The organism is Actinomadura sp. NPDC048032 (genome assembly GCF_040653175.1).
GTDB lineage: Bacteria > Actinomycetota > Actinomycetes > Streptosporangiales > Streptosporangiaceae > Spirillospora > Spirillospora verrucosospora.
The window spans coordinates 1-13,053 of record NZ_JBEZJP010000217.1 but is presented as its reverse complement, the minus strand read 5'-3'; the positions used below and the strand labels follow the sequence as shown (position 1 = coordinate 13,053).

The window sequence follows — 13,053 nt, the reverse complement described above, 5'->3', positions numbered from 1 at the left end:
GCCGGGGGGCCCCGCTGCCCCCCGCCGGGCGGGCCCCGGCGCCGGCCCGGGGCGGCGCCGCCGACGGCCGGGTCTATGATCAGGACCTCCAGGTCCTGGTGAACGGGCTGTGGGCGGCGGGCGCGCGGGCCATCGGCGTCAACGGCCGGCGGCTCACCCCGACCACCGCGATCCGCGCCGCCGGTGAGGCGATCCTGGTCGACTACCGGCCGCTCGGCGCGCCCTACGAGGTCACGGCGGTCGGCGACCCCGGGCGGCTGCGGGCCGCCTTCGCCGGCTCGCCCGCGGACCGGCGGCTCGCGGCGCTGCGCGACCGGTTCGGGATCAGGTACGGCACGCGCCGCTCGGACGAGGTGCGGCTGCCCGCCGCGGGGGCGGTCCGGCTGCGGTACGCCGTCCCCGGCGAGGGGGGCGGCCGGTGAGCGGGGGAGGGGTGACCCGGGGATGATCGCGCTGATCGGGCTCGTGGCCGGCGTCACGCTGGGCCTGCTGATCCAGCCGGACGTCCCGCTCTGGCTCCAGCCCTACCTGCCGATCGCGATCGTGGCGGCGCTCGACGCCATGTTCGGCGGGGTCCGGGCCCGGCTGGAGGGCATCTTCGACGAGAAGGTCTTCACGGTCTCCTTCGTCAGCAACACCGTCATCGCCGCGCTGATCGTCTTCCTCGGGGACAAGCTCGGCGTCGGCTCGCAGCTGTCCACCGGCGTCGTGGTCGTCCTCGGCATCCGGATCTTCTCCAACGCGGCGGCCATCCGGCGGAAGCTGTTCGGCGCATGACCGGCGGCGAGGCCACGCGGAAGGCGCCACCGGAGGACGGGCGGGCCGCGGAGAACGAGGGGCCTCCCGAGGACGGACGGGTTCCGCCCGCGCCCGGAGGCCTGCGCGCCCTCGCCGATCTGCTGCGCCCCCGCGTCAGCCCCGGGCAGCTCGTCGGCGGGCTCCTGTGCCTCGTGCTGGGGTTCGCCGTCGCCGCGCAGGTGCGCTCGACCGAGCGCGACACCACTTTCGCCACCGCGCGGCAGGACGAGCTCGTCGGCATCCTCGCGGATCTGGGCCAGCGCTCCGAACGGCTGAGGGGCGACCTGCGGGACCTGGAGGAGACGAAGGCCCGCCTGGAGCGCGACGAGGGCGGAACGGCTCTGGAGGAGGCGCGCGAGCGGGCGACCACCTACGGCCTGCTGGCGGGCACGCTCCCCGCCGAGGGCCCCGGCATCGAACTGCGCATCGACGACCCCCGGCACGGCGTGAAGGCCCTGAACCTGCTGGACGCCCTGGAGGAGCTCCGCGACGCGGGCGCCGAGGTCATCCAGGTCGGCGACGTCCGCGTCGGCGTCGACACCCACTTCCTGGACGTCCGCGACGGCGTCCGCGCGGACGGCAGGCTCCTCACCGCCCCCTACCGGTTCCTGGCCATCGGCGACCCGCACACGATGACGACCGCGCTCAACATCCCGGGAGGCCTCGTCCGCACGCTGGAGGGCGCTGGCGCCCGCGTCCTGATCACCCGGCGCGCGAAGGTGGCCGTCGGCGCGGTACGGTCTCCCTAGAGGGGACGGGGGGACGGTAAACCGGGCACCGTGCCGGGACGTCGTGATCGCGGCGGTCCGCGCGGCGGCATGGACCTGCGATCATCGTCGAATGTAGTTTGGTGCAGCCGGTTCACCGTTCCGGTTGACCCCTCGGGTGATAGCCGCGTAAGTTGCGGCGACCGTCGCGTGAGCGGGCGGTGAAGCTGGACCGTTGCCGGGGCGGATCCCCGGCGTGGGTTGGGTGAAGGATGCGCGTGGCGCAGGCGGTCCCCGCTACGGCGGGCGGTCCGCGGGCGGCACGCCGATGGTAGGAGGCCGAGCCGATCGATGCCGAGCGTCTACTGCACGCAGTGCGGTCACGCCAACCCGGATGATGCCCGCTTCTGCTCGAACTGCGGCACTCCGCTGAGGAGTTCGGCGCCGCCGCCTCCCCGGGAGTCGCCGGGCGAGTCCACGTCCACGATCTCCATCGGGGGATTCGAGGCGCTGGACACCGACGCCGGCGCCGAGGAGCCGGTCGGGCCCGACCAGATGGCGATGGAGGCGCTCCCCCCGGGCACCGCGCTGCTCGTCGTCAAGCGCGGGCCCAACGCCGGCAGCCGCTTCCTGCTCGACAAGGACCGCACGTCCGCCGGGCGGCACCCCGAGAGCGACATCTTCCTGGACGACGTCACCGTCTCCCGCCGGCACGCCGAGTTCGCCCGGCAGGGCGGCGTGTTCTCCGTCCGCGACACCGGCAGCCTCAACGGCACCTACGTCAACCGGCAGCGGATCGACCAGGCCGGGCTGTCGGGCGGCGACGAGGTCCAGATCGGCAAGTTCCGGTTGGTGTTCCTCACCAACCCGGCCCACGGCTGACGGAACGCGGCGAGGTCGCGGCGAACGATGGGAGGGCCCTTGAGCGCGGAGCCGGCCCGGTCCCCGATGACCATCGGGGACGTCCTCGGGCTGCTCAGGACGGAGTTCCCCGACATCACGATCTCCAAGATCCGCTTCCTGGAGTCCGAGGGGCTCGTCGAGCCGGAGCGCAGCCCCTCCGGCTACCGCAAGTTCGGCGAGGCCGACGTCGAGCGCCTGCGCTACGTCCTCACCGCGCAGCGCGACCACTACCTGCCGCTGCGCGTCATCCGGCAGCAGCTGGAGGCACGCGACCGCGGTGAGAGCGTCCCGCCGCCCGGCGCGCGCCGCGCCGGCCCGGCCGAGCCTGAGCGGCGGCGCCCCCGCACGCTCGTGGCCGCCGACACCACCGCGGCGGAGCCCGCCGTGCGGCTCACCCGCCGCCAGCTCCTGGACGGGGCCGGGATCGATGAGGCCCTCCTCGTCCGACTGGAGGAGTACGGCCTCGTCCGCCGGATCGGAGCGCACTACGAGGGCGAGGCGCTCAACATCGCGCGCGTGGCCGCCGCGCTCGAGGACTTCGGCTTCGAGGTGCGGCACCTGCGCGCCGTCAAGGCCGCCGCCGACCGGCAGGTCGGCCTGATCGAGCAGATGGTCGCGCCGCAGCTGCGCCGCCGCAGCCGCGGCGCGCACGAGGAGGCCGCCGAGACCGCGCGCGAGATCGCCGCGCTGTCGGTCCGGCTGCACGCCGCGCTGGTGGGCGCGGGCCTGCGCGAGAGCCTCGACCACTGATCACGCGGCCGGTGGAGGATTTTGCCGTACCCCGCGCGCCGCGAGCTGTCCGAGCCTGGGTGTACGTTGGCTACATGGTTCGGTCAGGAATCGATCCGCTGCACGTGGTGATCGAGACAGCGAGAACCAGCAGGGAGCCGCAGTGAAGCAGATGGAGGTCGTCGGCGTCCGGGTCGAGATGCCCTCCAATCAGCCGATCGTCCTGTTGAAGGAGACGGAGGGCGATCGCTACCTGCCCATCTGGATCGGGGCGGTGGAGGCGACCGCGATCGCCTTCGCTCAGCAGGGGGTGCTGCCCGCCCGGCCCCTCACCCACGACCTTTTCCGCGACGTGCTGGACGCGCTGAGCGTCCAGCTCCGCACGGTCAACATCACCGCGCTGCGCGAGGGGATCTTCTTCGCCGACCTCGTCTTCTCCAACGGCGTCGAGGTGAGCGCGCGCCCGTCCGACTCCATCGCCCTCGCGCTGCGCACGGGCGCCACGATCTTCGCGAGCGAGGACGTCCTGGAGGAGGCCGGCGTCGCCATCCCCGACGAGCAGGAGGACGAGGTCGAGAAGTTCCGCGAGTTCCTCGACACGATCTCCCCTGAGGACTTCGGCCGCGCCGGTTAGGCCTCTCCGCCACCCCGGGGCGAGCGGCCGCTGTGCCGTATGTCACTCTGGAGTGCGAGATCATGCGATCGGGCGAATGGTCGCCCATTGCGCCGGACCTGGCGGTTTTTGCGGGGGAACCATCGGGGTATGGACTGCGTGGGTGACGAAGGTGCGCAGTTTGCCCACGTGAAGCCGGTTCATCCGGGCATGCGACGCGCCGACGATGAACGTTGACCACACCCTGACCGGCACCTACCGTGCTGGTGGAACACCCGTGGTGTTATTCGTCAAACCCCCTTGACGAACCGCTACGGGATGATAGAAGCCGGAGGTCCGCGTGGCGGTGAGCAGCGGCGAGGGCAAGGCGACCCCCGACAGGCGCGTGGCGTCCCGCCGTGCCGGAGAGCAGGGCCTGCTCTTCGACACCCAGGTGTCGGCGCCGCCGGAGGACGTCGGTTACCGCGGCCCGACGGCGTGCGCCGCGGCGGGCATCACCTACCGGCAGCTCGACTACTGGGCCCGCACGAAGCTGGTGGAGCCGAGCGTGCGATCGGCCCAGGGGTCCGGCAGCCAGCGGTTGTACAGCTTCCGCGACGTCCTCGTCCTGAAGGTCGTCAAGCGGCTCCTCGACACCGGCGTCTCGTTGCAGCAGATACGCACGGCCGTCTCCCACCTGCGCGACCGCGGCGTCCAGGACCTCGCCCAGATCACCCTGATGAGCGACGGCGTCAGCGTCTACGAGTGCACCTCGCCCGACGAGGTCGTCGACCTCCTCCAGGGCGGCCAGGGCGTGTTCGGCATCGCGCTCGGACGGGTGTGGCAGGAGGTGGAGGGCAGTCTCGCGGAACTGCCCGCTGAACGCGCCTCCACCGGCGACGAGGACCCCGCCGGGCACCACCACGACGAACTGGCCGACCGGCGGCGCGCCCGCCGCACCGGCTGACCCCTCAGAGCGCCTCCTTGCGCTGCAGGAAGGCGAACGCCCCCCACCCCGGCAGGACCGGCAGCCACAGCGTCAGGAGCCGGTAGAGCAGCACCGCCGACGTGGCCGTCTCCGCCGTCAGCCCCGAGATCGTCAACGCCAGCGTGAGCGCGCCCTCGACGGCGCCGAGCCCGCCCGGCGTCGGCGCCGCCGACCCCACCGCGTTCGCGGTGAGGAACACCAGCACCACCGTCGTCCACGGCAGCGACCCGCCGAACGCCCGGATCGAGGCGTCCAGGCACAGCGTGAACGCCAGCGTCAGCAGCAGGGTGCCGCCCATCCCGGTGGACAGCTTCTTCGGCGACTGCAGCACGTCCACCAGGCGCGGCACCACGCCCGAGAACATGGCCCTCAGCCGTGAGGCGACCACCCGTCGCACCCGCGGCACCGTCAGCGCGAGCCCCGCGAGCAGCCCCAGCCCGAGCACCGCGAGCACGATCGTCCGGGACGGGGCCAGGTCCTGCGTCGCCTTCGCCGTCGAACCGGTCAGGAACCCGAACAGCACCAGCAGCAGGATGTGGGTGACCATCCCCACGAGCTGGGACGCGCCCACGCTCGCGACGGCGAGGGCGGGCCGGACGCCCGAGCGCTGCAGGTAGCGCGTGTTGACGGCGACGCCGCCCACGGCCGCCGGCGCGACCAGCTTCACGAACGACGCCGCCAGCTGCACCAGGACCGTCCGCCCCAGCGGCAGCCGCTCGGGGACGAACCCCATCAGCATGAACGCGGCGGCGACGTAGGTGAGCGCCGCCGCCCCGAGGGCCGCGGCCACCCAGTGCCAGCTCGCCGTGGCCGCCAGGCGGCCGATGTCCAGGCTCGTCACCTGGGGGATGACGATGTACGCCGCGACCGACAGCGCCACGATGCTGACGATGGTCCGCGGCCGGAAGCGCTCCAGCTTGGCCGGGGGCGCCTCCGTCTCCGGCTTCAGCCGGACGATCTGCTCCCGGATGCGGGTCAGCAGGTCCTTGTGGTGCCGCAGCGCGGTGCGGGTCGCCCGCGACAGCGCCACCCGCTGCAGCAGCGGCACCGCCCCGCCGAGGGCCTCCTCGCCCAGCACCGGCGCCGCCGTCCCCACCGCCCGCTCCGGCCCCGCGCGCAGCGCCAGCGTCGTGAGCAGCTGCGCGAGGTCCAGGCGCAGCGCCAGGTCGCCGGCCGCCGTCTCCCCGAACCGCAGGTCGGTCAGGTAGGCCAGCCCGTCGTCGCCGACCAGGACCGCCTCGCCCTCCAGCCGCCGGTGCGCGAGCCGCCCCGCCTGCAGGGCCCGGAACTGCCGCCACACGTCCGCCAGCAGCTCGTCGGTGATCTCCGCGTCGGGGACGTCCCCGAGCCGCCGTCCCGGGACGTGCTCGTAGGCCAGCAGCGCCGCCTCGGTGCCGACCTCGCACGTGCCGACGAGCCGGGGCGTCCGGGCGCCCGCGGCGTCCACCGCGTACGCCGTCAGCGACTCCAGCTCCAGGGACCGGCGCAGCGACCGCAGCGTCCGCCCCGTCGTGGCGCCGCGCAGCCGCAGCAACCGCCAGACGCGGTAGAGCAGCCCGGCGGTCTGCTGGTCGCGGTCCAGGACGCGGACCTCCACGTCCCAGTCGCCGTGCCGCCCCCGGCCCGCCGGGAGCCGGGCGCCGTACCCGCCCTGCGGTGAGGGGTCGAGGGCGACGCCGTAGCGGCGGGTCTCGTCGGCGTCGTGCGTGCCGTCCAGGCGCGCCGCCCGCCGCGGGTGCAGCCCGAGCCGTTCGAGCGCGGCCACCACGGCCGTCCCGGACGGGCGGGGATTCGGCGTCCCGACGGCGTAGAGGGTGCCGTGGCCGATGGCACGGCCGAGCAGGTAGGTGGCCGCCAGCGCGGCGACGGAGGCGTAGGACGCCGTCAGCCCCGTCAGCGCCGCCAGCCCGATCATGGTCCAGGTCGCGGCCTGCCAGCGGGCGCGGCCCGCCATCCCGACCGCGCTCACGAAGGCGATGACCGGGGCGATGTCGGTGTGCACCGGCGCGGTCTCCGTGCCGCCCCAGATCAGCGAGTCGAGCACCCCGCCCGGCGCGGCCCGCACCACCAGGTCGTCCAGGCCCACCGTGATCCCGAACGCGATCATCGCGGCCAGCAGCGCGATCGCCACGCGGACGCCGTCCTTGTGGAAGAGCCGCTCGATCGCGAACGCGATCGGCACGGCCAGCACTCCGAAGCTGGACACCAGCGTCGCCAGCGTCAGCAGCAGCCGCGGCGCGTGCGCGGTGCCCTGCGCGATGTCGGTCTGCAGGCCGTGGGTGGTCTGCTGCGCGATCGACACCAGCAGCATCACCGCCGCCAGCCCCACCACGGACGCCGCGAACCGGATGGCGTCGGAGGGCCGGCGGATCCGGTACGGCTGGGCGGGCTCGTCGACGGGCGCGCCGGCCGCGCCCTGCGCCGGGCGCACCGCTCCGTCGTGGGTCTGTGTCACGCCGTACCGCCGCCCTGACCATCCGCCATCGTGATCAGCGTCCCAGACCCGGCGGCGCGCCGTCGAGTCGCGGGGCCGCCGCCGGGACGCGCGTCCATCCCGCAGCCTCGTCTCCCCGCCCCCGTGCGGCCCGGGACCGTCGCGCCCCAGGTGAGTCAGCACATGGTACTCGCCGGTAGACCGCCCGCGCCGCGGGGCGCGGCCCCTTCCGGCGGGCCGGAACGACGTCGCGGACGCGCCTTTGGGTAGGGTTCGACCTAGGACATGCCGTCAACCCTGTGCGGGAGAGACCCCACGCCGCCAGCGTGGGGCGCCGAAGGGGCAACCTCCCCGGAACCTCTCAGGCAAAAGGACCGCACGGGCGAGGCACCTCTGGAAAGCAGGCGTCGGTCCCCGCGCGCGGGGAAGGGCGGCTCACCGAAGGGGAAACCCCGCCGCGCGGGTGAAGCTCTCAGGTGCCATGACAGAGGGGGAGAACGGCCGCCGGCCCGCGCCGGCGGCGCACCTGAGCGACCGCAGCAGCCAGGAGGCCCTCCATGACCGCCCAGTTCTTCGCCCCTGTGGCCGCGCCGCAGCATCCCCGGTCGGCGTTCGCCGACCGGCATGTCGGCCCCTCGCCGGACGACCAGGCGAGGATGCTGGCCGCCATCGGCTACTCCGGCGCCGAGGCGCTGATCGACCACGCGGTCCCCGCCGCGATCCGCACGTCCCGTCCGCTGGACCTGCCGCCCGCGCTGAGCGAGACCGCCGCGCTGGACCGGCTCCGCGAGCTCGCGTCCCGCAACACCGTCCTGACGTCCATGATCGGGCTCGGCTACCACGGGACGACCACGCCCGGCGTGATCATGCGGAACGTGCTGGAGAACCCGGGCTGGTACACCGCCTACACCCCCTACCAGCCGGAGATCTCCCAGGGACGGCTCGAAGCCCTGCTGAACTTCCAGACGATGGTGGGCGACCTGACCGGGCTGCCCGTCGCGAACGCCTCCATGCTGGACGAGGGCACCGCCGCCGCCGAGGCCATGGCCCTCGCGCACCGCGTCTCCCGGCGCAAGGAGCCCGGGGCGTTCCTCGTCGACATCGACACGCTCCCGCAGACGATCGAGGTCGTCCGGACCCGCGCGATCCCGCTCGGCATCGAGATCGTCATCGCCGACCTGTCCCGCGGCCTGCCCGACGGCGACTTCTTCGGCGTGCTGCTGCAGTACCCGGGCGCGTCCGGCGCCGTCCGCGACCTGGAGCCCGTCATCGCGCAGGCCCACGAGCGCGGCGCCAAGGCCGTCGTGGCCGCCGACCTGCTGGCGCTGACCCTGCTGCGCCCGCCCGGCGAGTCCGGCGCCGACATCGCGGTGGGCTCCGCGCAGCGGTTCGGCGTCCCCTACGGGTTCGGCGGACCGCACGCCGGCTACATGGCGGTCGGCGAGGGCATCCAGCGCCAGCTCCCCGGCCGGCTCGTGGGCGTGTCCGTCGACGCGGACGGCGCCACCGCCTACCGGCTGGCCCTCCAGACCCGCGAGCAGCACATCCGCCGCGAGAAGGCCACCAGCAACATCTGCACCGCCCAGGTCCTGCTCGCCGTGATGGCGAGCATGTACGCCGTTTACCACGGCCCCGAGGGGCTGGCCGCGATCGCGCAGCGGACGCACCGCCGGGCCGCCGAGATCGCCGCGGGGCTGCGCGCCGGCGGCGTCGAGGTCGTCCACGACTCGTTCTTCGACACGGTCCTGGCCCGCGTGCCGGGCCGCGCCGCCGAGGTCGTCGCGGCCGCCCGCGAGCGCGGAATCAACCTGCGCCCGGACGGCCCCGACCGGGTCGCGGTCGCCTGCGACGAGACGACGCTGCCCGCGCACGTGACGGCCGTGCTCGAGGCGTTCGGCGCGACCGAGGTGGGCGAGGTCCCCGAGGCGTTCCCGGACGCCCTGCGCCGCGAGAGCCCCTACCTGACCCACCCCGTCTTCCACGCGCACCGCTCCGAGACCGCGATGCTGCGCTACCTGCGCAGGCTCCAGGACAAGGACATCGCGCTCGACCGCTCCATGATCCCGCTCGGCTCCTGCACGATGAAGCTCAACGCCACCGCCGAGATGGAGCCGATCACCTGGCCGGAGTTCGCCGCGATCCACCCGTTCGCGCCGCTCGACCAGGCCGCCGGCTACGTCGAGCTGATCGGCGAGCTGGAGGGCTTCCTCGCCGAGATCACCGGGTACGCGAAGGTCTCCGTCCAGCCGAACGCCGGCTCCCAGGGCGAGCTGGCCGGCCTGCTCGCCATCCGCGGCTACCACGCCTCCCGCGGCGAGGAGCACCGCGACGTCTGCCTGATCCCCTCCTCGGCGCACGGCACCAACGCCGCCAGCGCCGTCATGGCCGGGATGCGGGTCGTCGTCGTCACGTGCGACGAGGGCGGCAACATCGACCTCGACGACCTGCGCGCCAAGCTCGGCAAGCACGGCGACCGCCTCGCGGCGATCATGGTGACCTACCCGTCCACGCACGGCGTCTTCGAGGAGACGATCACCGAGGTGTGCGCGGCCGTGCACGAGGCCGGCGGCCAGGTCTACGTCGACGGCGCCAACCTCAACGCGCTCGTCGGCCTCGCCCGCCCCGGCGAGTTCGGCTCGGACGTCTCCCACCTCAACCTGCACAAGACGTTCTGCATCCCGCACGGCGGCGGCGGCCCCGGCGTCGGCCCGATCGGCGTCCGCGAGCACCTGGCCCCGTTCCTGCCCAACCACCCGATGCGCGAGGAGGCCGGCCCCGGCACCGGCGTCGGCCCCATCTCGGCCGCCCCCTGGGGATCGGCCGGAATCCTGCCGATCTCCTGGGCCTACATCGCGATGATGGGCCCGGACGGGCTGCGCGCCGCCACCGAGGGCGCGATCATCGGCGCCAACTACCTCGCCGCCCGCCTCGCCCCGCACTACCCGATCCTCTACACCGGCCGCGACGGCCTCGTCGCGCACGAGTGCATCGCCGACCTCCGCAAGATCACCAAGGAGACGGGGATCACCGCCGAGGACGTCGCCAAGCGCCTCATCGACTACGGCTTCCACGCCCCGACCCTGTCGTTCCCCGTCGCCGGCACCCTGATGATCGAGCCCACCGAGTCCGAGGACCTCGCCGAGCTCGACCGGTTCTGCGACGCCATGATCGAGATCCGCCGGGAGATCCAGCGCGTCGCCGACGGCGGCTACGACGCCGAGGACAACCCCCTCAAGAACGCCCCCCACACCGCCGCCTGCCTCGTCTCCGACGACTGGAAGCACGCCTACACGCGGGAGGAGGCCGCCTACCCCCTCCCGTCCCTGCGGGAGAACAAGTACTGGCCGCCCGTCCGCCGCATCGATCAGGCCTACGGCGACCGCAACCTCGTCTGCTCCTGCCCGCCTCCGGAAGCGTTCGAGGACTGAATTGGATTGTGGTTTCCAGGCTGAGGCGCCTAGGGGCGCCTCAGCCTGGAAAGCCACGTGCGATCGCTGGCATCGCTCCGGCTCGCCTTGCGGCTCGCTGCGCGATCAGGTTCTTGCTTCGCTTGAACCTGCCTTCGGACGCGATCGCGATGGTTCGGGTCGCTGGTGGCTCGGCTGGGTGCGGGGTGGGCACGGGCGATGGATTTGTGATCTTGCTTGGGTTTTGGGGTGTCGTCGCGGGACGGGGGCGGCGCGGATCGCTACGCTCTTTGCGGACCCCGACCCCCAGAGGGCAGAAGAGCGATGATCGAGTCTCCGGACGCGGTATCCGACGACCCTGCGCGACTGTGCGAGGAGGCCCGCGGCCTCGCCGAGAGCGGTGAGGCCGAGAGGGCCGCGCTGCTGTTCGAGAAGGTGCTCGCGCTGGGCGACACCCCCTTCCGGGCGCGGGCGGCGCTGGGGCTGGCGGTCGTCCTGGACGACGCCGGGCACGTCGAGCGCGCCCGGGAGGCCGACCGGACGGCGATCGCCACCGCCGATCCCGAGTACGGGCCGCGCGCCGCCTACCACCTGGCGCTCACCCACGAGCGGGCGGGCGAGCACGAGCGGGCGGCGCCCGCCTGGCGGGTCGTGGTCGACTTCGGCAACCCCGCCTACCTGCCGCCCGCCCATCTGGCCCTCGCCCGGATCGCCGACGACGCCGGCGACTTCGACGCGGCCCGCGGCCACTGGGAGGCGGTGATCGCGACCGGGGACGCCGAGTACGGGCCGCCCGCAGCGCACGACCTGGCCCAGCGGCTGCTGGAGCGCGACGAGCCCGCGCGGGCCCAGCGGGTCCTGACCGCCGGGCTCAAGCTGATCGACCGGGGCGCCGACCCCTACGCGTACGGGCGGCTCGCCGTGGCGCTCGGCATCTCCTACCTCGACCAGGCGATCGGCGCGTTCGGGGTGGCGCTGGGAGACGAGCCGGCCGACCCGGAGGTCGGGCCGCTGGCCACCGAGCTGCTGGCGCGGACGCTGCCGCTGCGGGGGCGGGGCGCCGAGGCGGGCGAGGTGTGGCGGCGGGGCCTCGCCGAGCCCGGCACCGCGGGGCAGGTGCGGGCGCGGCTGCGCCGCGACTTCGGCGACGCCGACGACGACGGCGACCTGTGGTGGGAGCCGGTCGTCGAGCGCGCCGTGTCGGACGGCACGCTCCCCGCCCTCGCCGGCGAGGCGTTCGGCGCCCTCGACCACATGTACGCGCTGCTCGCCGTCCGGTACGCCGAACGACGGGCCGGCGACGCCCGCGAGACCCTCGGCAGGGCGGTGCGGGTGCCGGGCGGCTACGCGTGGGGGCCGCTGCTGCACGAGAGCTTCGCCGAGCGGTTCCGCCTGGCGACCGGCACGGCCGCCCCGGACTGGACCGACGGCTAGCCGGCGATGGCGCGCTGGGCGATCACCTTGGTGATGCGGGCGCGGACGAGGTACTCGGTGGGGACGGCGTTGCGCCGCCCGAACTCCTCGGCCCGGTCGGCGCCCATGTAGCGGCCGCCGATGACGGTCGCCCAGCGGAGCATCTCGTCGAGGTCCTCGACGAGGGACGCCTCGGCCTGGATCAGCACGTACGAGTACGGCGGCGTCTGGTCGTCGACGCAGACGGACAGGCGCGGGTCGCGGGCGAGGACGCGGCCCTTCACGCTCTGGTGTCCCGTGTTGAACAGCAGGTCGTCGCCGTCGAGGACGAACCAGATCGGCGTCACGTGCGGCGTGCCGTCCTTGCGGGTGACGGCGGCCTTGCCGGTGCGGGTGCCCTCCATGACGAACGCGCGCCATTCGCTGTCGGTCATCGTCTCCATGGGTCCAGTCTGCCGCACCGGCCGTTCGCGGCTGCCGCTACGGTGAGTCACATGAAGGTCGCGACGGCGCACGGGCCCGCCGAGGTGGTGCTCGACGAGGTGGAGGACCCGGCGTTCCTGCTGGTGCTGACGCACGGGTCGAACGGGGGAGTGGAGGCGGCCGACCTGCTGGCGGTGCGGGCGGAGGCGCTGGGGCTCGGCGGCGCCGTCGCGCGGGTGGTCCAGCCGTTCCGGCTCGCCGGGCGGCGGGCGCCGGGGCCGGCGGCCAAGCAGGACGAGGCGTGGCTGGAGATCGTCGCGGCGCTGCGGAAGCGGTTCGGGGACGTCACGCTGGTGCAGGGCGGCCGCAGCAACGGGGCGAGGGTCGCGTGCCGGACGGCGGAGGCCGCCGGGGCGGCAGGCGTGGTGGCGCTGGCGTTCCCCCTGCACCCGCCGGGCAGGCCGGAGAAGACCCGGGTGGAGGAGTTGCGGTCGGCGGGGGTCGAGGTCGTCGTCGTCAACGGCGACCGCGACCCGTTCGGCGTGCCCGACCCGGCGGACGCGGCGCAGGTCGCGGTCCTGCCGGGCGAGCGGCACGACCTCGGCAAGGACCCCGCGGCCGTCGGTCGTGCCGTGGAGCCGTGGCTGAAGCGGTGGGCG

At 74.1% G+C, this 13,053-nt stretch carries 12 protein-coding genes and 1 riboswitch; of the genes, 10 read left to right on the top strand and 2 right to left on the bottom strand.

The features are described 5' to 3' along the window. The 7 genes from AB0C69_RS25370 to AB0C69_RS25340 all read left to right on the top strand — a co-directional run. The coding region (locus tag AB0C69_RS25370; RefSeq protein ID WP_360357619.1) for a DUF881 domain-containing protein at positions 1-422 on the top strand (422 nt) is incomplete at its 5' end. Positions 423-444: 22 nt separating this feature from the next. Beyond that, positions 445-777: a DUF1290 domain-containing protein gene (locus AB0C69_RS25365; protein ID WP_353835321.1), complete on the top strand. Its 333-nt coding sequence runs from the start codon at positions 445-447 to the stop codon at positions 775-777. Then, on the top strand, positions 774-1,547 hold the full coding sequence (locus AB0C69_RS25360) for a DUF881 domain-containing protein (RefSeq protein WP_360357617.1): 774 nt from the start codon (positions 774-776) through the stop codon (positions 1,545-1,547). Before AB0C69_RS25365 ends, AB0C69_RS25360 begins: the two co-directional genes overlap by 4 nt. 309 nt (positions 1,548-1,856) lie before the next feature. Next, positions 1,857-2,387, top strand: a complete 531-nt coding sequence (locus tag AB0C69_RS25355) for an FHA domain-containing protein (RefSeq protein WP_179848852.1) — start codon at positions 1,857-1,859, stop codon at positions 2,385-2,387. Between the two features lie 39 nt (positions 2,388-2,426). Beyond that, on the top strand, positions 2,427-3,158 hold the full coding sequence (locus AB0C69_RS25350; RefSeq protein ID WP_345183958.1) for a MerR family transcriptional regulator: 732 nt from the start codon (positions 2,427-2,429) through the stop codon (positions 3,156-3,158). 142 nt (positions 3,159-3,300) lie between these two features. Beyond that, a complete protein-coding gene (locus tag AB0C69_RS25345) occupies positions 3,301-3,771 on the top strand; it encodes a bifunctional nuclease family protein (protein WP_067886188.1) in 471 nt (156 codons plus the stop codon). 319 nt (positions 3,772-4,090) lie between these two features. Beyond that, positions 4,091-4,696 carry a MerR family transcriptional regulator gene (locus tag AB0C69_RS25340; RefSeq protein ID WP_345183957.1) on the top strand — a complete coding sequence of 202 codons (606 nt, stop codon included), beginning with the start codon at positions 4,091-4,093 and terminating at the stop codon, positions 4,694-4,696. 4 nt (positions 4,697-4,700) lie between these two features. On the opposite strand, the gene AB0C69_RS25335 is transcribed toward AB0C69_RS25340, so the two are convergent. Continuing rightward, the gene (locus AB0C69_RS25335; RefSeq protein ID WP_360357615.1) at positions 4,701-7,172 is read right to left on the bottom strand and encodes a lysylphosphatidylglycerol synthase transmembrane domain-containing protein; all 2,472 of its coding nucleotides are present in this window, start codon (positions 7,170-7,172) and stop codon (positions 4,701-4,703) included. A 271-nt stretch (positions 7,173-7,443) separates the two neighbouring features. Further along, positions 7,444-7,538: riboswitch (glycine riboswitch) on the top strand. A 170-nt stretch (positions 7,539-7,708) separates the two neighbouring features. On the opposite strand from AB0C69_RS25335, the gene gcvP reads away from it, so the two are divergent. Next, positions 7,709-10,579: an aminomethyl-transferring glycine dehydrogenase gene (gene gcvP / locus AB0C69_RS25330; protein ID WP_360357613.1), complete on the top strand. Its 2,871-nt coding sequence runs from the start codon at positions 7,709-7,711 to the stop codon at positions 10,577-10,579. A gap of 303 nt (positions 10,580-10,882) precedes the next feature. Further along, on the top strand, positions 10,883-11,992 hold the full coding sequence (locus AB0C69_RS25325) for a tetratricopeptide repeat protein (RefSeq protein ID WP_360357611.1): 1,110 nt from the start codon (positions 10,883-10,885) through the stop codon (positions 11,990-11,992). Here AB0C69_RS25325 and AB0C69_RS25320 read toward each other — a convergent pair. Next, positions 11,989-12,414 carry a PPOX class F420-dependent oxidoreductase gene (locus AB0C69_RS25320; protein WP_360357609.1) on the bottom strand — a complete coding sequence of 142 codons (426 nt, stop codon included), beginning with the start codon at positions 12,412-12,414 and terminating at the stop codon, positions 11,989-11,991. The two genes, AB0C69_RS25325 and AB0C69_RS25320, sit on opposite strands and share 4 nt — an antisense overlap. A 51-nt stretch (positions 12,415-12,465) precedes the next feature. On the opposite strand from AB0C69_RS25320, the gene AB0C69_RS25315 reads away from it, so the two are divergent. Then, positions 12,466-13,053: alpha/beta family hydrolase (locus AB0C69_RS25315; protein ID WP_360357608.1), on the top strand; the 588-nt coding region annotated here is incomplete at its 3' end.

What these genes read in the sequence shown, in the direction of transcription:
- AB0C69_RS25355 (WP_179848852.1), top strand. Translation starts at nt 1,857, where the DNA reads ATGCCGAGCGTCTACTGCACGCAGTGCGGTCACGCCAACCCGGATGAT.
- AB0C69_RS25360 (WP_360357617.1), top strand. Translation starts at nt 774, where the DNA reads ATGACCGGCGGCGAGGCCACGCGGAAGGCGCCACCGGAGGACGGGCGG.
- AB0C69_RS25320 (WP_360357609.1), bottom strand. Translation starts at nt 12,414, where the DNA reads ATGGAGACGATGACCGACAGCGAATGGCGCGCGTTCGTCATGGAGGGC.
- gcvP (WP_360357613.1), top strand. Translation starts at nt 7,709, where the DNA reads ATGACCGCCCAGTTCTTCGCCCCTGTGGCCGCGCCGCAGCATCCCCGG.
- AB0C69_RS25365 (WP_353835321.1), top strand. Translation starts at nt 445, where the DNA reads ATGATCGCGCTGATCGGGCTCGTGGCCGGCGTCACGCTGGGCCTGCTG.
- AB0C69_RS25325 (WP_360357611.1), top strand. Translation starts at nt 10,883, where the DNA reads ATGATCGAGTCTCCGGACGCGGTATCCGACGACCCTGCGCGACTGTGC.